Source organism: Bradyrhizobium sp. BWA-3-5 (assembly GCF_032917985.1).
Classification (GTDB): domain Bacteria; phylum Pseudomonadota; class Alphaproteobacteria; order Rhizobiales; family Xanthobacteraceae; genus Bradyrhizobium.
In genome coordinates, this window is sequence record NZ_CP136626.1 from 1,077,471 (window position 1) to 1,096,674 (window position 19,204).

A 19,204-nucleotide genomic window follows, 5' to 3' on the forward strand; every position below is an offset into this window, starting at 1 on the left:
CGCCGCGCGAGCAGCAGTCACCTCATCACTTGCGTGGCCAGCTAAAAGTAGCGCTCCGGAATCCTGATGTTGTCGCCCGGATAAACCGGAACGGGAGCATCGAGAGGGAACGTCTCTTCCGCGCCGGCGCCCGCCCGCCGCAGAAAGACCTTGTTTTCATTGGCGCGGTACGTGAAGCCGCCGGCGCTCGCGACTGCATCCAGTACTGTCAATCCATTACGATATGGATACTCGCCGCTCTTCTTGACCTCGCCGAGGATGTAGTACGGACGATACTGCGCAATCTCGACGTTGACCCGCGGATCGCGCACGATACCTTTCGCGAGCGCGGCCGCGATTGCCTTCTCGAGTTGCCGCGTCGTGGCGCCTGCCGCCTTGATATGGCCCGCGAGCGGAATCGAAACCTGACCGCTGTTGCTGATTTCATACTCACCGGTGATGTCGGGCTCGCCATAGACCTTCAGCCTGATTCGGTCGTTCGGCCCGAGTACGTAACTCTCCGCGGATGACGCAGATGAAGGCGTTTGTGCCAAAGCTCGAAGCGAAAAACCGGCACAGAGGCCGGCCATCGCAAGGATGAAGAGAACTAGGTGAAGCGTAAGGCCGGCGCTGGACGACCGTTGCTGCATGGCTGCATCTCCGTGAATGCGCGTACAGCCTCCGATGTTATGGAAGTAAACACGGCAAAAAAATGTGAGACACGAGTTCCATTTTGGTGAAAGCGAGTCGCGCGCGCTTCATGGTTCACAACTCGTGTACGCAGCATAAGTCGCATACACATCATAGGAAGAGAACAGTCGATCCCTCAATCGCCATGCAGGTCAATGATCCCGTTCGCCACGCGCAGGTGTCGATGTTGATTCGGTTGTGCCTGATATCGGGGTGCGGCACCGGCGTGTGACCGTGCACGACGAAGCGTTCGTGCTTCCGCGTCGAGTCGAGGAACTCGTCTCGAATCCAGATCAAGTCATTGATATCCTGTTGATCGAGGGGAATGCCCGGGCGAATGCCGGCGTGCACGAACAGGAAATCACCGCATATGAATTGATGGCGCATGCATTGCATGACCAATTCGTGAGCACGGGGAAACGCGTCGACAAAGCGGCGATGCACGTCGAGCGCCGTTTCGTTGTCGTCGTGCAGTTCAATGCCATAGGATGCAAGCGTCTCGGTGCCGCCCAACTGCAGCCAGTACGGAAGAATGGTTGCCTCCTGAAGGAACCCTTCCATCACAGCTTCGTGGTTGCCTCGCAGACACACTGCGTGATTGGCGACGAGGCGGATCGCAAGCAGATCGATCACCTCCTTGGAGTGCGGTCCGCGGTCGATGTAGTCGCCCAGATAGACTTCGACCGTATGCGGGACTGGTCGACGCCGGATGTCGTCATCGATTCGTGAGGTGATCTCACTCAAAAGGTCGGCGCGGCCATGGATGTCGCCGACGGCATAGATCCGCGTGTCGGCCGGTGTTGACGCGGGCACAGTGCGCGAAGATGCCACAGATCGATGCATGATCCGCAACGTCGACCATGGAACCGCGCGGCCGTCAATCGAGATGTGTATGGGACGATGCGGCTCTAAAAGAAGATCACGCGAATCAGAACGGCGATCGTCACCCATGCAATCGCGTTCCCGATAATGATTCGGTTTCTTAGTCTGCGGTCGGGCAACAGCCTGCCGTGTTGCACCAGCGCGCGGCTATGCAAGCGTTCTGCCGTCATGGGCGCCTCCCGGAAGTTCCGCGAGCGGGTGGCTCACAAATCGTGGCCGCCTCTGTTTCTTCCGAGTTGTCCATCGAATGTCGCGTCGATGGTCAACAAGTCAGGACGTATCGCCTGGCTTTCGATAACCAATCTCGTTTCACGACAACGACGTGACGGCGATTTGTTGCCGCATATAGTCGCTGCGTTCGTTCAATTGTGAGTCGAGAATGCAAGAACTGATTTTGTTCCGAAAATTTTGATTATGCATAGCTGCGTCAAACAACGCGCAGCTCGTTAACCAGGCATATTGGGACTAACCATCTCCGAACAAATCGGAATATCGCGTCGCAATATCTTCTTAACGATTCAGTTCCGCGCGTCATCGCCATCACTTCCACGTTCGCGCCCAATTTCGTTCAAAGTTTTGGAAAGTCTTAGCGGCTGCGAAAGCGGATATTCGCTGCTGCGAAATCGTCGCGCGCGCCGATCGGTGCGCGCAGTGCATCGCATTTGTGTCCAGCACAGAGGAGAGTCATGGCCTCGATCGTGACAGCCAACTTCGATCGGAACAGCAACGTTGCGCCGATTCGAAGGGAGCGAACCCAGATATCGGTCCGTCCTGTTGAGCTCGCCGGCGGTGGTGCGCATCGCGCGCACAGAGGCCGTCGGCGGTCACGCCACATCGCGCGAAGGGAGCCGTCAGCGTCGATTGCCAAGCGCATCTTCGACGTCAGCGCGGCAAGCGCCGCGCTCATGTTCTTTTCTCCGCTGCTCATCGCCATTGCGGTCTTGATCAAGGCGACGTCGCCGGGCCCGGTGCTGTTCTTTCAGTATCGTTACGGCTATCGGAACCGCCGTTTCAAAATCTACAAGTTCCGCACCATGCGCAGTGATGCATGCGACGTGCGCGGTGTCACGCAGACGGTGCAGGGCGACGCGCGCGTGACGTCCATCGGCAGGATTCTGCGCAAGACCAGCCTCGACGAGATTCCGCAGCTGCTCAACGTCATCAAGGGCGACATGTCGCTGGTCGGGCCGCGGCCGCACGTGCCGGGAATGCTGGCGGCCGATCTGCCTTACGAAGACCTCGTGCCCTACTACTTTCAGCGCCACACGGCGCGCCCGGGCATCACCGGACTCGCGCAGGTCTCGGGCTGCAGGGGAAGCACGGCCGAGTTCGGGCCCGCGGTTTCGCGGATCGACTACGATCTCCACTACATCGAGCGGTGGTCGCTCCGCCTCGACATCATGATCATCATCCGCACGATCCGCAAAGAGTTCTTGTCGGGCAGCGGGTTCTGATCCCCTTAGCTTCAGCATCGAAGGACCATGCAATGGCGATAATCGAGCCGCGCGGCCGTATCGTACCCGTTCTCCTGTCAGGTGGCACCGGCTCGAGGCTATGGCCCCTGTCGCGTGAGACCTATCCCAAGCAGTTGCTGTCGCTGCTCGGTGACAACACGCTTTTGCAACAGACAGCGTTGCGGGTCGACGATGGCACGCTGTTTACCGATCCGGTGGTGATCGCCAATGCCGAGCATCGCTTTGCTATCGGCGAACAGTTGCGCGCCGTCGGCATCGAGCGTCCGAACATCGTGCTCGAGCCGTTCGGAAGGAACACGGCGCCTGCCGTCGCCATCGCAGCATTGCTCGTCGGCGAAAGAGATCCCGATGCCGTGATCCTGGCGATGCCGGTGGACCACTGGGTGCACGATCACGCCGCGTTTCGCGCGGCCATATCGCCCGGCATTACCGCGGCAAGCTATGGCCGCTTCGTCCTGTTCGGCGTGCGGCCGTCATCAGCCGCGACCGGGTTCGGCTACATCCGGATGGGCGACGAGCTGGAGGCCGCGCCGCATATTCGCAGCGTAGCGAGTTTTATCGAGAAGCCCGATCTGGTCACGGTCGAGCGCCTGCTGGCCTGCGACGAACACGTCTGGAACAGCGGCATCTTCCTGCTGCCGGCGCGTAAATTCATCGACGAGCTGGCAAAACGGGCACCGGAAATTCTCGCGGCCTGCCGCAACGCTTTGGCCGGCGCCAGGCGCGATCTCGATTTTCTGCGGCTGGACGCGAGGGCCTTTGAAGCGTGCCCGTCGATTTCGATCGATTATGCGATCATGGAAAAGACCGATAACGCGGTGGTCGTCCCCGCCACGTTTGATTGGAGCGATGTCGGAAGCTGGTCGGCGCTGTGGTCGATGGCCGAAAAGGATCGGTCCGGCAATGTCGTGATCGGTGATGCCGTCGTGGAAGACGTATCGGGCTGTTACGTCCGGGGCGATGGGCAATTGGTCGCGGCGCTCGGTGTCGAGGATCTCGTCATTGCCACCTCGCCCGACGTGGTGCTGGTGACCAGCCGCAAGCGTGACCAGGACGTCGGAAAGCTGGTCGAACGCCTGAAAGCCAATGGCCATCGCTCGGCAACCCAGACCCACAGTGTTCATCGCCCCTGGGGCTACTACCAGTCGATCCATGCCGGCGAGCGTTTTCAGGTCAAGCGCATCACCGTCAATCCCGGCGCCAAGCTGTCCTTGCAAAAGCATTACCACCGCGCCGAGCATTGGGTCGTGGTGAACGGCACCGCGATCGTCACGCGCGATGATGAAGAGATCCTCCTGCGCGAGAACGAATCGATCTTCGTGCCGCTGGGATGCATGCACAGGTTGGAGAATCCGGGAAAGGTCCCGCTCAATCTGATCGAGGTGCAGTCGGGCAGTTACCTCGGCGAAGACGACATCGTCCGTGTTCAGGATATCTATGACCGCGTTTGAGATGCGCCTTGGGGAGGCAGCATTCGCATCGAGGACGCCGCGCGCCGATGGTCACATTTGCGTGCGCTACGAAGGGAGGCGGCAATGAGCGCCAAGCAACAGGTCAAGGAACTGGTGAAGGATGCGTTTCCTTCGGTATGGCTGCAGTGGCATTTCATGCGGCGTCCGAAATCGGCGGAACGGGAACTTTCCTATCTCGACAAGATCATTCCCGATGACGCGGTGACGGTCGATGTCGGCGCCAATTGCGGCCTCTACACGCGGCGGCTGGCGCGGCTTTCCCGGCAGGTTCATGCTTTCGAGCCGTCGCAGCAGATGGCAAGGCTGCTGCGCCGGACCTCGGCGCGCAACGTGCGTATTCACGAGATCGCGCTGTCGGACCATGACGGCGGTGCCGAGCTGTTCATTCCGCAGGGCGAGGACGGCCTGGTCTATGGCCTTGCCTCGCTCGAGGAGCGGGTCGGCACGTCGGGCAGAGCAATCTCCGCTCATGTGCCGATCGCGCGGCTCGACGCCGTCATCGACCAGGATGTCGCGTTTGTGAAGGTCGACGTCGAAGGCCACGAACTGAATGTCCTCAATGGTGCGGTTGAGCTCGTGGAACGCTGCCAGCCGGTCTTCCTGGTCGAGGCGGAGGATCGCCATCGCGCGGAGGCAACGGGGTCGGTATTCGAGTTCTTTCGGGAAAAGGCCTATCGCGGCTTCTACCTGAAGGACAATGACGTCATCGCTGTGGAGCAGTTCGATCCCGCCAGGCTCCAGGATGCAGATGCCTTGCGGCCGGACGGCGGCCGCAAGGATGGTCGGTTCTACGTCAACAACTTCTTTTTCTTTCCCCGCCATCTCGACGGTGAATCGCTACTGAGCAGCTAGCTCGCCGTTTCACCTTACATCTCCGCCGGTGCGGCGACGCCGCGCCGCGGCCTCTTCAGACAGGAACCGTAATGCATATAGCGATGATTGGCGCCGGCTATGTCGGGCTGGTGTCAGGGGCGTGCTTTTCCGATTTCGGACATCAGGTGGTCTGCATCGACAGCAACGCGGAGAAGGTGGCGAGCCTCAATCAGGGAGAGATGCCGATCCACGAGCCCGGCCTCGCCGAACTGGTGGCGCGGAATGTCGCCCAGGGCCGGCTGTCGTTCGCAAGCGACCTGAAATCGGCCGTCAGCGAGGCGGACGTCGTGTTCATCGCGGTTGGCACGCCGTCGCGCCGCGGCGATGGCCATGCCGACCTTTCCTATGTCTATGCGGCGGCGCGCGAGATCGCGATCGCGCTGCCGGAGAAGGCGGTGGTGGTGACGAAATCGACGGTGCCGGTCGGCACTGGCGACGAAGTCGAGCGCATCATCCGCGAAGAGAACCGGCGCGCTGCCGTCGCCGTCGTCTCCAATCCCGAGTTCTTGCGCGAGGGGGCGGCGATCCGTGATTTCAAGCATCCCGATCGGATCGTGATCGGAACGGACGATACGCGCGCTCGCGGCGTGATGGCCGAGGTATACCGGCCGCTTCACCTCAACGCCGCACCGATCCTCTATACCGACCGTCGCACTGCGGAGCTGACGAAATATGCCGCCAACTCCTTCCTCGCCACCAAGATCGCCTTCATCAACGAGATCGCGGATCTTGCGGAAAAGGTCGGCGCCAATGTGCAGGAAGTCGCGCGCGGCATCGGTCTCGACAACCGGATCGGGCAGAAATTCCTGCACGCCGGCCCGGGCTTCGGCGGCTCCTGCTTCCCGAAGGATGCGATGGCGCTGATCAAGACCGGCCAGGACAATGAATCGCCGGTGCGGATCGTGGAAACGGTGGTCGCCGTCAACGATCAGCGCAAGCGGGCGATGGCGCGCAAGGTTGCCAACGCGTTCGGCGGCAACATCCGCGGAAAATCGATCGCGGTGCTCGGCGTCACCTTCAAGCCCGACACGGACGACATGCGAGACGCGCCTTCCATTCCGCTCATCACTGCGCTGCAGGATATGGGCGCCGAGGTCCGTATTTTCGACCCCGTGGGCATGGAGCAGGCAAAGAAGGTGTTCGAAAACGTCACCTTCTGCGAGAACGCCTATCGCTGCGCCAAGGGATGCCATGCACTCGTCATCGTTACCGAATGGGAGCAGTTCCGGGCGCTGGACCTTAAGGAATTGTCGGCCGTCATGGCCTGTCCCGTCATCGTCGATCTCAGAAACATTTACTCGCAGGACGAGGTCGAACGGAACGGGTTTCTGTATTGCGGCGTGGGCCGCCCGAAATCGGTGGCGTACTGACATGCATTGTCATGACATCGGTGGGAGCATGCACGCATGATGCCGGATCAGCCCATTCTTTTAACGGGCGCCGCGGGGTTCATCGGATTCCACGTGACGCAGAAGCTATTGCAGTCCGGACACCGCGTCGTAGGGGTTGACAATCTCAATGGGTACTACGACCCGCGGCTAAAAGAGGCGCGGCTCGAGATTCTGCAGAACGACCCGCGCTTCCAATTCGAAGGGCTGGACGTCGCCGATCGCGTCGCCATGCCGGCGCTGTTCGCCCGTTACCGGTTTCCTGTCGTCATCCATCTGGCGGCACAGGCGGGCGTGCGCTATTCGCTGCAGGACCCCCACGCCTATGTCGATGCCAATCTGGTCGGCTTCACCAACATCCTGGAGGGCTGTCGGCACAATGGCTGCCGTCATCTGCTGTTCGCCTCGTCATCGTCGGTCTATGGCGCCAACAGGAAGCTGCCGTTCTCGGTGCATGACAATGTCGATCATCCGATCAGCCTTTATGCGGCGAGCAAGAAAGCCAACGAGCTGATGGCCCATTCCTACAGCCACCTCTATGGCATCCCCTGCACCGGCCTGCGGTTCTTCACGGTGTATGGCCCATGGTACCGGCCCGACATGGCGCTGTTCGTGTTCGCTGACGCGATCAGCCGCGGCGATCCGGTCAGGCTGTTCAATGGCGGCCGGATGCTGCGCGACTTCACCTATGTCGACGACGTGACGGAAGCGCTGGTCCGCCTGATCGACCGTGCGCCGCAGGGCGGTCAGCACCAATTGGGTGCCGCGCCGGATCCGGGGTCGAGCACCGCGCCCTGGCGCATCTACAATGTCGGCAACAACAAGCCGCAGGAACTGCTGCTCGTGCTCGACATCCTCGAGCGGGCGCTGGGTCGCAAGGCGAACAAGGAAATGCTGCCAATGCAGCCCGGCGACGTGCCGACCACCTATGCCGACGTCGACGACCTCGTGCGCGACGTGGGCTTCCGCCCCGCGACCCCGATTGAGGACGGCATTCAGCGGTTCGCGGCCTGGTATCGCGGCTATTGCGCGGCCTAGCCGGCCACGTTTGCTCGAAAGTCCCGTGGCGTCGTGCCGAATCGGTCCTTGAACGTGCGCGTGGCGTGGGCGGCATCGGCGAAACCGCATTGATGCGCAAGCCGCGCGATCGGAACATTCGCCAGCGAAGCCTGGCGCAAGAGGCCGCGAAACAGGTCGGCGCGGAGACAAAGCACGTGCCGTTCGAACGTGGTCTCCCGGTCGGCGAAGATGCGGTGAAACGTCCGCTCGGAAATGCCGAATTCGGCGGCAAGCGCGGGCACGGGCCGGATGGCGGCGATGTTGGCCCGCAGATGGCTGTCAATCAGGCTGAACAGGTCGGGCCGTGACAGCGCATGGCCGGCGCCGGCGGCGAGATGGAGCAGGGCCGACAGATAGGCGACGATATCGGACTCGCTCTGTTGCGCCGGCGCATCGGATAACGCAATGGTTTCGCGAAACAGCGCGGCAATCGAACGCGCCATCGTACCGGATAGCGGCACGGGTCTGGCGCAGAACCGCTCAGCCCCGGGAACGGACCGCAACAGCGAGGCGGCGGGGACGGTTGCGATCAGCAGCTCCACACGCTGTCCAGGGCCGAACAGGCGATCCTCGAACGGACGTCGTGCATCGTATAGCACGCCATATCCGGGATCGATCGTGCCTTCATTGCCGGCCTGCACCATCGAGCTTCGGCCGCGTCGCTGAAAATCGAACATGAATTCGTCCGAGCCGGCGCGGCTCACCAATTTGGCGTCGCGTGTATAGCATTGCGGGCTGCTGTCGAAACGGACAAGCTTGGCGCCGCCGATCTCGACGAATTCGAAATGGCCGCTGACCATGGCCGAACCGAGCGGCCTGGTCTCGACATGGGCGAACGACCGGCAGATCGCCTCGGTCCAATAGGCCGCTCGTTCGGTCGGACGGATCGGGTCGGTGGAAACGCTGATCGGCATTGGCTGCACGAGGCCGGTTGCGGTCCCGCAGCGTCGCCCAGGAGAGGTGGCTCTGGCAAGGGCTACCGGCGTGACGTGGCAGGCTCATTCAAGACGGGGTGCCCGCGCAGCCGTAGCCTGACCGCCAGTTCCCGGAGAATTTGGTCCGATATGGTACGCACAAAGCCGTCTGCCGGCATCGCCGCCGGTCACCCGCTCGCCCCGCTCAGCGAAGCCGAAGTCGCGCAGGCGGCCGAAATATTGAAGCGACAAAAGCAGCTCGGGCCGCACGCACGGTTTACCCATGTGCAGCTCGATGAGCCGGCCAAGCCCGACGTCCTTGGCTGGAAGCCTGGCGATTCCGCCACACGGCGCGCCGCCGTCACCTTGTTCGACAGCAAGACCGGCGCGACGCACATCGCGACCGTCGATCTCGACAACGAGACGGTCACGGAATGGCGGGAGTATTCGACCAAGGCCCATCCTTACGGCCAGCCGCCAATCACGATCGAGGAAGTCTTCAAGGTCGGCGACATCGTCAAGGCCGATGCGGATTGGCGGCGCGCGATGACGCGGCGCGGCATCAACGATGCGGACATCGAGCTGGTGCAGGTCGATCCGTTTTCGGCCGGCTATTTCGACCGTGAGGTGGAGAAGGGCCGTCGCCTGGTCAGCGCTGTGTCCTACTGGCGCAAGGATGCAAAGGACAATGGCTATGCGCACCCAATCGAGGGCGTAGTCGCGTTGGTCGACCTGATCGAGAACAGGATCGTCCATCTGGTCGACGAGCCCGACATCATTCCGATCCCGAAAAAATCGCGCAATTATGACCGCGCATCGATCCCGCACACCCGCAAGGATGTGAAGCCGCTCGATATCGTGCAGAAGAGTGGCCCGAGTTTTACGGTCGAGGGCTGGAACGTCGCCTGGCAGAACTGGTCGTTCCGCGTCGGCTGGACCGCGCGCGAAGGCCTGGTGTTGCACCAGATCGCGTTTCGCGATCGCGAACAGGAACGGCCGATCATCTATCGCGCCAGCATCACTGACATGATCGTGCCCTACGCGGACCCTACCGCCAACCATTTCTGGAAATGCGCCTTCGATGCCGGGGAATATGGCCTGGGCAAGCTCGCCAACGCGCTCGAGCTCGGCTGCGACTGCCTCGGCCACATCCATTATTTCGACGTGCCGGTCGCCGACGATTACGGCCAGCCGACGATCATGAAGAATGCGATCTGCCTGCACGAGGAGGACTACGGCATCCTCTGGAAGCATTATGAATTCCGCAACGAGACCTTCGAGGTACGCCGCTCGCGCCGACTTGTCATCTCGTTCTTCACCACGGTTGGAAATTACGACTATGGGTTCTTCTGGTACTTCTACCAGGACGGCACCATCCAGCTTGAAGTGAAGCTCACCGGCATCATCCAAACGGCAGCAGTCGCATCCGGCAAGGCCTATCCGTGGGGCGGCATGGTCGCCGACAATCTCGGCGGCCCCACCCACCAGCATTTCTTCAACGCCCGCCTGCACATGATGCTGGACGGCGAGGGGAACACGGTCACCGAGCATGAGTTCCGGCCGCGGCCATGGGGCACTGATAACCCCTATGGCAACGTGTTCGACACCACGAAACGGGTGCTATCGCGCGAGCGCGACGCGGTGCGCGAAGCCGACGGCCGGACCGGGCGGTACTGGAAGATCACCAATCCCAACCAAAAGAACAGCGTCGGCGGCCCGACAGCCTACAAGCTGATCGCGCACAGCGCGCCCGCGATGCTGGCGCAGCCGGGCTGCTACATGACCGAGCGCGGCGGCTTTGCGACCAAGCATATCTGGGTGACGCGCTATGCCGCCGAAGAGCGCTATGCCAGCGGCGAATTTCCGAACCAGCATGCCGGCGGCGACGGCTTGCCGAAATACGTTGCAAAGAACCGTTCGATCGAGAACGAGGATATCGTAGTCTGGCACAGTTTCGGGGCGACGCATGTCTGCCGTCCCGAGGATTTCCCGGTGATGCCGGTTGAGTATGTCGGCTTCACGCTGAAGCCGAACGGCTTTTTTGCCGAGAATCCCGCGATGGACCTGCCGCCCGATCGAAACAGCGCCAGCCGCGACAACCGCGACGAAGGCTCGTGTTGTGGCTGACGGTGGGTGCTCGCTTTTCAACTAGATTCAGCAGGGAGACTGACCATGAATCGCAGGAAGCTCCTCAGAATTGCCGGTGCCGGTATCGCATCTGCAGGCGTCGCGGCGCCCGCCATCGCCCAATCAGCTCCGACTTTGCGCTGGCGTCTCGCCACCTCGTTTCCCAAGTCGCTGGATACGCTGTATGGCGCCTGCGAGATGTTCGCGAAAGCCATGGGCGAACTTTCCGACCAGAAATTTCAGATCGGCGTATCTGGCCCGGGCGAGATCGTGCCGGCATTCCAGATCTTCGATGCGGTGGCGAACAACACCGTGGAGATGGGAAACAGCGCCTCCTACTACTACATCGGCAAGGACCTCGCGTTTGCCTTCGGCACCGCCGTTCCGTTTGGCCTCAATACACGGCAGATGAATGCCTGGCTCACCTATGGCGGCGGCCTCGAGATGCTCAACGAGCTCTATGCCACGTTTGGCGTTGTCGGCCTTCCGTTCGGCAACACCACCGCGCAAATGGGCGGCTGGTTCCGGAAGGAGATCAAGACGCTCGATGATCTCAAGGGACTGAAATTCCGCGTCGGTGGCGTGGCGGGACAGGTGCTAAGCCGGCTCGGCGTCGTGCCGCAGCAGATTCCGCCGGGCGACATCTATCCTGCGCTCGAGAAGGGCACGATCGATGCCGCCGAGTGGATCGGCCCTTACGATGACGAGAAGCTCGGCTTCCTCAAGGTCGCGCCCTATTACTATTATCCGGGCTGGTGGGAGGGCTGCGCCAACGGCTTCCTCTATATCAACAGCGCAAAATGGGCCGAGCTGCCAAAGCTCTATCAGAGCATGGTGACGATTGCCGCAGGCCAAGTCGCGGCCGACCTCACCGCCAAGTATGACGCCCGCAACGCCGCTGCCATCAAGCGGCTGGTTGCGGCCGGAGCACACCTGCGGCCGTTCTCGAACGACATTCTCGACGGCTCGTTCAAGGCAACCAATGAGCTGTTCGCCGAGGTTTCGGCCAAGAACGCGAAGTTCAAGGCACTGTATGATTCGGTGGTCGCCTTCCGCAACGAGCAGTATCAGTGGCATCAGGTCTGCGAGGCCACCTACGACAATTACATGATCAGGCGCATTCGCGCCTGACGGCCGGCATATCGGGGGCTTGGAAAGTGGACATCCGCACCGGCCGGCCGGTCACGCTGGCGACAAACTGCATGGTGACGTCGCCGCATTCGCTGGCCTCCGCTGCCGGCCTCGACGTGCTGCGCGCCGGCGGCTCCGCGATCGATGCCGCGATTGCGACCAGCGCGGTGCTTGCGGTGGTCTATCCGCACATGACCGGGCTCGGCGGCGATGCGTTCTGGTTGATTCATGATGGTGCCAGCGGCGAGATCCGTTACCTCAATGGCGGCGGCAAAGCCGCCGAGGCGGCAACCATTTCCACACTCGAAGCGCGCGGGCTGAACGAGATTCCGCTTCGCGGCATCGTGCCAGCGACGCTGACGGTGCCGGGCGCCGCGGCAAGCTGGATCGAGGCGCACGCTGTGCATGGTCGCCTGCCGCTCGGCCGCGTCCTGGAGAGTGCTATTGCTTATGCGCGTGACGGCTTTCCGGTCACCGGCCGCTTGGCAAGCTTCATCGAGATGATGCGTGATGATCTCCTGAAAGATCGCGAAGCCGCCGCGCTATTCTTTCCGCAAGGCACGGCCGCGCCACTCGGCGCGAAACTGACCAACGCAAATCTCGCGCGCACGCTGCAGTCGATCGCCGATCATGGATGGGATGGATTTTATGGCGGCCCGGTCGCTGCCGGGATGGCGCGCTTCTCGGAGGAAAATGGCGGCCTGTTCCGCCTTGGCGATTTCGGCCGGCAAAAGGCCGTCTGGGGCGAGCCGCTCGTCGGCCATTACCGCGACGTCACGGTCTTCAACACGCCGCCGCCGACGCAAGGCTTCACCGTGCTGGAGATGCTCAACCTCGTCGAGCCTCACGAGCTGCATCGCAAGGATTTCCTCGGGCCCGACCATGTGCATCTGATGGTGCAGGCCAAGCAGATCGCCTATCATGACCGCGACCAGATGCTCGCCGATCCCGCTTTTGCCGAGATGCCGGTCGCGCGGCTGGTCTCGAAGGAATATGCGGCCGCGCGCGGCCGGCTGATCGACGGGCGATCGGCATTGAGGTGGGATATGGTGCCGTCCTACGGCAGCCTGGCCGGCGACACGGTCTATGTCGCCGCCGTCGATCGCGACGGCAACGCGGCGTCACTGATCCAGAGCCTGTACGGGGCGTTCGGCTCCTGCGTGGTGGCGGGAAGCACGGGCGTCATCCTGCAAAATCGCGGCGCCTATTTCTCGCTGGACCGCAACCACCCCAATCGCCTGGAGCCCGGCAAGATTCCGCTGCATACGCTGATCGCATCGATGGCCAAGCGCGATGGAAGGCTCTTGAGCGTGCTCGGCTGCATGGGTGCCGACGGCCAGCCGCAGATCCAGCTGCAGCTCTATTCGGCGATGATCGATTTCGGTCTCGATATCCAGGAAGCGATCGAGATGCCGCGATTCCTGTCCGGCCGTTTCGCGCTCGGCGAAGCGCGCGACACGCTGCATATCGAGAGCCGCTTTTCAGACGCAACGATCGATACGCTCGCGCAGCGCGGCCACATCATCAATCGTTGGGAAGCGTGGAACGAAATGGCCGGCCACGCGCATGGTATCACGATCGATCCACGGAACGGCACCTTGAGCGGCGGTTCCGACCCGCGCAGCGATGGCGCGGCGATCGGTTATTAGCACAGGGCTGTCATTGGCCTGCTCCTTTGTTTTGCGCTACCACTCCTTGTGAGTGGAGTGACGCCGATGCCGTTTTGGACCTGCGAACAATGTGGCGCCCAGTTTCCCGAAAGTGCCGGGCCGCCGCCGGCGTGCCCGGTCTGTGAGGACGAGCGGCAGTTTGTGAACTGGAAGGGCCAAAGATGGCTGACGCGCGAAGAGCTGGCGAAGGGGCACAAGCTTGCCTGGCGCGACGACCTCGGGATTCCCGGCATCGCCGTTGAGCCGGGTTTTGCGATCGGGCAACGCGCGCTGCTGGTGCCGGCGGCCGACGGGTGCGTGATGTGGGACTGCGTTCCGATGGTCACGCGCGAGGCCATCGACTACATCCGCTCGCTTGGCGGCCTGAAGGCGATCGCGGTTTCGCATCCGCATTACTATGGCGCCGTCGCCGACTGGAGCGAGGCGTTCGGCGGCGTGCCGGTCTATCTGCATGGCGACGATCGCGCCTTCGTCACGCGGCCGCATCGAACCATCGTGCCGTGGACCGGCGACAGCCACCGGCTCTCGGACGACATTCTGCTGGTGCGAACCGGCGGCCATTTCGCCGGTGCGACCGTCCTGCATTGGCGGGCCGGCGCGCAGGGGAAGGGCGCCTTGCTCACAGGGGATATCGCGATGGTCGCGATGGATCGCCGCTCGCTGTCCTTTATGTACAGCTATCCGAACTACATTCCGCTCAATGCCGCAGCGGTGCGGTGCATCGTCAGCGCGGTCGCGCCGCTGGTGTTCGACCGCATCTATGGCGCGTGGTGGGGCCGCAACATCGAAGGCGGCGCCAAGGCCGCCTTCGATAGGTCCGTAAAGCGCTATATTGCTGCGATCTCGGGTTGAATGGGACGCGCGCTAGCGGTTGCCCACCCCAATGGCGGCTGCGCCGCGCGGCATCGGCGCCGGCTTTTGCGACGGCTGCAGCGGGATGGCGCTCTTGGGCTCGTTGAGCCAGCCGGTGAGGCGCGACATCAGGCCCGGCTGCTCGACCGTCCGGGCTTCTTGCACGAATGGGTCGGTGTAGCACTGGGCGCCCGCGGCCTTGGCGATCCGCGCTACCGCGTCCGTCATTGCCGGCGCGCCCGCGGTATAGACCACGTCGTTGGGCGTAAGCTTTGGCAGATGATCGGTCGGGCGGCCGCCGCTGCGGACGGCGTGCGAGACCTGCTGCGGCTCGGACACCATCGGGATCAGGGTGACGTTGGGAAACAGCGCCAGGCGGCACAGCGCGGTGTGCATGTAGAGCGAGCGCAGGCTCCGCGCTTGCACGATGAACACCATTTCGCGTTTCGGCTGCTCCATGATCGCAGCAACCGCGACCGACCACATCGGGGCAAAGCCGGTGCCGCTCGCCACCAGCACGATACGGCCTTCATGACCCTGCCGAAAAAACGCGCGGCCGTACGGCCCCATCAACTTGACGCGGTGCCCAGGGCGGATGTCGTGGCCGAGCGCCGAGGAGACCAGCCCGCCTGAAACCTTGCGGATGTGAAAATGCAGGAGGTGGTCGTGCGGCGATCCTTCCAGCGGGAAGGTCGGGCTGTAGGACCTTGCCGGGAAGCCGTGAAACTGCAGCTTGCAGTACTGGCCGGGAAGATAGTCGAGCGGCTTCGGCAGTTCGATGTCGACACCCACCACATCGGGCGCGAGTTGAACCGTCTGCGCCACTTCCGCCGTCAGTGCCACCGGCTCGGGAGCAGCCTCGATCGAAATCGCGAGATCAGAGACGATGCGCGCCTGGCAGGCATGGATCATCTCGTCGCCCGGGCTGTGGCCGCCATACACCTGGCCGTCGACCAGGCGAACGCGGCAGGCGCCGCAAATGCCGGAGCGGCAATCATGCGGGAGATCAACGCCGTTCATCAACGCCCAATCGAGCAGCAGCTCGCCGCGGTTCGCCAGGAACGGCTCGTCGTTGATCGTGACCTTGCAAATCTTCGTCATTTATTCCACCTCGATACGAATAGGCCGGACGTGCCGTGTATGTCTGATCTGGCTGTGGTCGAATGCGGCGACCCGCATGTGGACGCCGCTTCGAATCGGCACATCAAACTCGCTTGTGGTGTCGAGCCGGCGCTTCACCTCCAGCGCCCACAGGCCGGAGGCCCAGCGGGCGGCGCATCGAACGTCGGCGCGGTCGCCTGAGAATTCGCCGCTCAGGATGACGCCGGGGATCACGGTCCCGATCGGGATGCGCCCATCCAGCTCGGTCGAATAGGGAACAGAGTCCTGTTCGGTCATGAACCAGCGGGCGCCGTCGCTTTCGCCGTGATCGGGATCGAGATCGATGTCGCCCAATGCGTCTGATGTGGCGGCCACAACTTTCGGCAGGCGCAGCGGGGCGACCAGGCGGCTGCGCCGCGGACCGCCGGTGAGATCGGGCTCGACCGTGAAATTGTCGCGGTAGTTCGCCGTTCCCGGATCGGGCGCGAAGCCGCCCTTGTAGGGCACGACGTTCGCCGCCTGCATCGGTGTCGGATTGAGCGGCGGTCCGAAATGGGCATCGTCCATCCATCCGGCCGCGCTGCTGGTCGCCTTCCACTGCCAGACATCGGCATAGCCTGACGCCGTGTAGTGCAGGCCGCGGCCGCTCATGGTGGCCGGCGCGCCGGCCACCGGTTGCGGCCCGGGATGGAAGGTGCGTCCGCCGGCCAGCGTGACGTCGGAGGTGGTCAGCAGCACCGAGAACTTGTCCTCGTTGTATTGGTGCTCGTCGCCGACCTGAAAGCCGGAATGCAGAAGGTGCCATCCGTCGGTCTGCTTGATCAGCGGCAGGTGTTTTAGGGAGCGCGTCGAATCTTCCCAGGTGAAGAGGAAGTAAGCGTAGGTGCCGTCATGCACCGCGCGGATTTCGATCCGGGTCTCGCCCTTGCCGTCGAAGTTTCCGCCTTCGCCTGTCAGCAGCGAGAACGGTTTGACGTTACGCCAGGCCCGATCGGAGGTGTCGCCGTCGAGAACGGGAGCGTCGGCGGGACTGATGCGGCGAATCTGCACGCTGTCCACCGCGAGCCGGTCGGTCGCCACCAAGAGCGAGGCGCCGGTGATCGCAGCGGCGGCGGCCACGACGAAAGCGTTGGCCTGCAGGGTCGGGTTTCGCGAGCGCGCCGGCCCTCCCTTCGGCCGCGGCGCCGGACCCGCATCCGGCGCTCTGTCGCGGCGCGTGTCGACGCGCGGCTGCAGCGGGTGGGACACCTCGGGCGGCGCCTCGGCCTCGTGTTCCGCCCGGCGCGCCGATTTCTCGACAAGCAGCCCCAGCAGTTCGACCGCATCGAGCTTCGGCGGTGGCGCGGGCAGGGGCGCGGGCCGGAAGATACGCAGGAGCTGCGCAACGCCGCCGCTCTTATACTGCGTCAGGACGTGAAGCACGACAAAGGCGAGGATTACCCAGGTCCCCACCCAGTGCAGCATCGCGACGTCATAGCCGGAATAGAAGCCGAAATAGAGCAGGCCGCCGCTGACCAGCAGGCCTGACATCGTGATGAAGAAGATCCAGTACATCAGGGCGATCACCGCGCTCAGCCTGCCTTGGCCGCGCCTGAACAGGCCGCGCAGGCGAACCCTGTCGAGCTGAACGCGGCGTCCGAGGCCGGAGCGGAGCATGTAGACGATGTAACCGATCGCCACGGCGACCAGGACGATGGCCGCCTGCATGTGGGCGATCCATATGCTGTCGCGCGGCAATACGGCATCGAACCAGTTGATCCAGGTGCGGTCGGGTGTTTCGGTCGCGATGCGCAGACCGGTAACGAGCGCAACGACGAATGCCGCGACGAACGTCCAGTGTAGAATAATGGTCCCATAATCCGTCTTACGCTGCCGCACGCATACGCCCCACTACTTCACTTCCGAAGCAGCAACCGCGCCGATCCCATCAACCGCCGATGTCGCTGCCGTATCGATGATGGTCTCTTGGGCCGTAGCCGAGACTCTCGTTTGGATCGTCCTTTGGCGGGCACAGGATGACGAGAATGCCTTCATGCCCGCCGCGTGAGCCGGATCGGCGAACGCGCTTTTCTGGATGTATCGGCCTCCAGCGTCCCCGACAGCATCGGGAATGCCGGAGGCCGCGCCGCGCGCCGCTATCCCCACATATGATGCAAATGCGCCAATTCGGGCGCCGGTGAATGGTCGTAGTCGACGCTCGTCGGCGCCGTGACGTCGGCGGTCGCAAGCGCCGCTGGCTCGGCGGTGGTCGGTGTATCTGCTGCCAGCGGCGGCGCGGCCGGCGTCCCCAGCACCTCGGCGACCGTCACGCCGTCCGCATTATAGGTACCCCCGGTCAGCGGGACGCTGTGGCCGCCGATATCGGCCGCATTGCCATGCATCTGGTCCGCTGCCGCGGTGACCAGCGCCGCGTTGCCCGTCTGCAATCCCTTGATCATCGCGGCGATCTCGCCGCCCAGCGTGCCGTCGAGTTCGCCAGCGGCCTTCTCGAATGCCCTGAGATCGTCGATCAGCGCGGCGATCGCCTTGCCGTCCTGGCTGCCCACCAGGTCGACGGCCTGCTTTCCAAGCGAGTTGGACTGCGCGATGAAGTTGGCGACGAGCGCCGTCTCAACGGGGCTGTCGAGATGTCCCGGACCGGTGGCATCCGGCAAGCGCGGAATGCTGCTGACGCCGCCCTGCATTGCCATGTCGGCCAGCTTGGCGTCGCCCTGAATGATCTCGATGATGTCGTGGATGTTGTCGCTGCTGGCCTGCGCCGCCGCGGGACTTACCTCGGCATCGTTGACATAGACGAGTTCGAGCTGCAACTGCTGCACGATCTTGTCGGCATGGACGGCGGTCAGTCCGTCGAACAGCTTTGGGTCGGCCTCCATCAGCGCCTGGATATCCGATATCACGGCATTGATGTCATCGGTGATCTGCGCGCGGTTGTCGTCGTTCACCCCGCCAAGGATCTGGCTGGCGACATCGTCGAACAGCGCGCCGATCTCGGCGAGGCTGTGCGTTGGGGCTGGCGCGGCGGGCACGTCGGGCGTGGGATTCGCCAGCGCCGTATCGGTGCTGACGGCATTGATAATGCTGCTGGCGCGCAGCGTTTGCTGGGCGCCGGCGGCGCTGACCAGCGCCCCTGCCACGGCCGTGGTGGCGTTGGCAGCTGAAATGGCGCTGGTGATATCGGACAGGATCGCCTGGACATGGCCGACCGCGGCGGCGCCGGAAAACTGACCGGCATTGAGTTCGGCGAGCAGATTATTCTGCACCATGGCGAGATCATTGGTACGAGGTGCAAGGCTGACGGCGCCCGGGTCGGCGATGCTTGGCGACGAATCATCCATCGCCGGCGAGGTCGTGCCGATGGAAGTGGCGCCAAGATTGGAAAAGCTTGAGCCGATCGGTCGTGCCGCCGGCTGGTTGGGAAGCTGCGTTTCCTCCGGCAACGTCGGCGACGGTGAGGCCGGTGCGACGGGCGGACTGGCGACGTCACCGATCGGGAGATCGGTATCGGCGTTGGGCTGATCTCCGGAAGCGAAGCGAGCCATTGTTGGTCCCCTGTTATTTCCTTGGAATTCTTGACGTATGGGCGCGGCC

General features: G+C 63.1%; 16 protein-coding genes. 9 read left to right on the forward strand and 7 right to left on the reverse strand.

Annotation, left to right across the window (positions count from 1 at the left end; translation table 11 throughout):
* Positions 1-41: 41 nt before the first annotated feature.
* The 3 genes from RX331_RS05165 to RX331_RS05175 form a co-directional block, all read right to left on the reverse strand.
* The gene (locus RX331_RS05165) at positions 42-569 is read right to left on the reverse strand and encodes a polysaccharide biosynthesis/export family protein (protein WP_317255554.1); all 528 of its coding nucleotides are present in this window, start codon (positions 567-569) and stop codon (positions 42-44) included.
* Positions 570-780: 211 nt separating this feature from the next.
* Positions 781-1,620, reverse strand: a complete 840-nt coding sequence (locus RX331_RS05170) for a metallophosphoesterase family protein (RefSeq protein WP_317255555.1) — start codon at positions 1,618-1,620, stop codon at positions 781-783.
* Entirely contained in the window at positions 1,578-1,721 is a 144-nt protein-coding gene (locus RX331_RS05175; RefSeq protein WP_317255556.1) for a hypothetical protein, read from the reverse strand. The genes RX331_RS05170 and RX331_RS05175 overlap by 43 nt, the downstream gene beginning before the upstream one ends.
* Before the next feature lie 516 nt (positions 1,722-2,237).
* Between RX331_RS05175 and RX331_RS05180 the strand changes: the two genes are divergently transcribed.
* The 5 genes from RX331_RS05180 (at position 2,238) to RX331_RS05200 (ending at position 7,797) form a co-directional block, all read left to right on the forward strand.
* Positions 2,238-3,005, forward strand: a complete 768-nt coding sequence (locus RX331_RS05180) for a sugar transferase (RefSeq protein ID WP_317255557.1) — start codon at positions 2,238-2,240, stop codon at positions 3,003-3,005.
* 32 nt (positions 3,006-3,037) lie between these two features.
* On the forward strand, positions 3,038-4,477 hold the full coding sequence (locus tag RX331_RS05185; protein ID WP_317255558.1) for a mannose-1-phosphate guanylyltransferase/mannose-6-phosphate isomerase: 1,440 nt from the start codon (positions 3,038-3,040) through the stop codon (positions 4,475-4,477).
* Between the two features lie 84 nt (positions 4,478-4,561).
* On the forward strand, positions 4,562-5,350 hold the full coding sequence (locus tag RX331_RS05190) for an FkbM family methyltransferase (RefSeq protein ID WP_317255559.1): 789 nt from the start codon (positions 4,562-4,564) through the stop codon (positions 5,348-5,350).
* A gap of 71 nt (positions 5,351-5,421) precedes the next feature.
* On the forward strand, positions 5,422-6,741 hold the full coding sequence (locus RX331_RS05195) for a UDP-glucose/GDP-mannose dehydrogenase family protein (protein WP_317255560.1): 1,320 nt from the start codon (positions 5,422-5,424) through the stop codon (positions 6,739-6,741).
* 39 nt (positions 6,742-6,780) lie between these two features.
* Positions 6,781-7,797 (forward strand): NAD-dependent epimerase, encoded by a 1,017-nt coding sequence (locus RX331_RS05200; RefSeq protein WP_317258019.1) that lies wholly within the window; start codon positions 6,781-6,783, stop codon positions 7,795-7,797.
* On the opposite strand, the gene RX331_RS05205 is transcribed toward RX331_RS05200, so the two are convergent.
* Entirely contained in the window at positions 7,794-8,732 is a 939-nt protein-coding gene (locus tag RX331_RS05205) for a helix-turn-helix domain-containing protein (RefSeq protein WP_317255561.1), read from the reverse strand. The two genes, RX331_RS05200 and RX331_RS05205, sit on opposite strands and share 4 nt — an antisense overlap.
* A 150-nt stretch (positions 8,733-8,882) precedes the next feature.
* Here RX331_RS05205 and RX331_RS05210 point away from each other — a divergent pair, with 150 nt between their 5' ends.
* The 4 genes from RX331_RS05210 (at position 8,883) to RX331_RS05225 (ending at position 14,512) form a co-directional block, all read left to right on the forward strand.
* The gene (locus RX331_RS05210) at positions 8,883-10,859 is read left to right on the forward strand and encodes a primary-amine oxidase (protein WP_317255562.1); all 1,977 of its coding nucleotides are present in this window, start codon (positions 8,883-8,885) and stop codon (positions 10,857-10,859) included.
* 45 nt (positions 10,860-10,904) lie between these two features.
* The gene (locus tag RX331_RS05215; RefSeq protein WP_317255563.1) at positions 10,905-11,990 is read left to right on the forward strand and encodes a TRAP transporter substrate-binding protein DctP; all 1,086 of its coding nucleotides are present in this window, start codon (positions 10,905-10,907) and stop codon (positions 11,988-11,990) included.
* A 26-nt stretch (positions 11,991-12,016) separates the two neighbouring features.
* Positions 12,017-13,639 carry a gamma-glutamyltransferase gene (gene ggt, locus RX331_RS05220; protein ID WP_317255564.1) on the forward strand — a complete coding sequence of 541 codons (1,623 nt, stop codon included), beginning with the start codon at positions 12,017-12,019 and terminating at the stop codon, positions 13,637-13,639.
* A 66-nt stretch (positions 13,640-13,705) separates the two neighbouring features.
* Positions 13,706-14,512 (forward strand): MBL fold metallo-hydrolase, encoded by an 807-nt coding sequence (locus RX331_RS05225; RefSeq protein ID WP_317255565.1) that lies wholly within the window; start codon positions 13,706-13,708, stop codon positions 14,510-14,512.
* A 12-nt stretch (positions 14,513-14,524) separates the two neighbouring features.
* On the opposite strand, the gene RX331_RS05230 is transcribed toward RX331_RS05225, so the two are convergent.
* From RX331_RS05230 to RX331_RS05240, 3 genes are all read right to left on the reverse strand, one after another.
* Complete coding sequence (locus tag RX331_RS05230) at positions 14,525-15,613, reverse strand: 2Fe-2S iron-sulfur cluster-binding protein (RefSeq protein WP_317255566.1); 1,089 nt, start codon at positions 15,611-15,613, stop codon at positions 14,525-14,527.
* A complete protein-coding gene (locus RX331_RS05235; RefSeq protein WP_317255567.1) occupies positions 15,614-17,491 on the reverse strand; it encodes an ethylbenzene dehydrogenase-related protein in 1,878 nt (625 codons plus the stop codon).
* 257 nt (positions 17,492-17,748) lie between these two features.
* Positions 17,749-19,155, reverse strand: coding sequence for a hypothetical protein (locus RX331_RS05240; RefSeq protein WP_317255568.1), 1,407 nt, complete (start codon positions 19,153-19,155; stop codon positions 17,749-17,751).
* Positions 19,156-19,204: the final 49 nt, after the last annotated feature.

Bases quoted from the DNA above. Each gene is read 5' to 3' on its own strand.
- RX331_RS05175 (WP_317255556.1), bottom strand. From the start codon at position 1,721: ATGACGGCAGAACGCTTGCATAGCCGCGCGCTGGTGCAACACGGCAGG.
- RX331_RS05165 (WP_317255554.1), bottom strand. From the start codon at position 569: ATGGCCGGCCTCTGTGCCGGTTTTTCGCTTCGAGCTTTGGCACAAACG.
- RX331_RS05195 (WP_317255560.1), top strand. From the start codon at position 5,422: ATGCATATAGCGATGATTGGCGCCGGCTATGTCGGGCTGGTGTCAGGG.
- RX331_RS05180 (WP_317255557.1), top strand. From the start codon at position 2,238: ATGGCCTCGATCGTGACAGCCAACTTCGATCGGAACAGCAACGTTGCG.
- RX331_RS05190 (WP_317255559.1), top strand. From the start codon at position 4,562: ATGAGCGCCAAGCAACAGGTCAAGGAACTGGTGAAGGATGCGTTTCCT.
- RX331_RS05240 (WP_317255568.1), bottom strand. From the start codon at position 19,155: ATGGCTCGCTTCGCTTCCGGAGATCAGCCCAACGCCGATACCGATCTC.
- RX331_RS05170 (WP_317255555.1), bottom strand. From the start codon at position 1,620: ATGGGTGACGATCGCCGTTCTGATTCGCGTGATCTTCTTTTAGAGCCG.
- RX331_RS05210 (WP_317255562.1), top strand. From the start codon at position 8,883: ATGGTACGCACAAAGCCGTCTGCCGGCATCGCCGCCGGTCACCCGCTC.
- RX331_RS05225 (WP_317255565.1), top strand. From the start codon at position 13,706: ATGCCGTTTTGGACCTGCGAACAATGTGGCGCCCAGTTTCCCGAAAGT.
- RX331_RS05205 (WP_317255561.1), bottom strand. From the start codon at position 8,732: ATGCCGATCAGCGTTTCCACCGACCCGATCCGTCCGACCGAACGAGCG.
- RX331_RS05200 (WP_317258019.1), top strand. From the start codon at position 6,781: ATGCCGGATCAGCCCATTCTTTTAACGGGCGCCGCGGGGTTCATCGGA.
- RX331_RS05230 (WP_317255566.1), bottom strand. From the start codon at position 15,613: ATGACGAAGATTTGCAAGGTCACGATCAACGACGAGCCGTTCCTGGCG.
- RX331_RS05185 (WP_317255558.1), top strand. From the start codon at position 3,038: ATGGCGATAATCGAGCCGCGCGGCCGTATCGTACCCGTTCTCCTGTCA.
- RX331_RS05215 (WP_317255563.1), top strand. From the start codon at position 10,905: ATGAATCGCAGGAAGCTCCTCAGAATTGCCGGTGCCGGTATCGCATCT.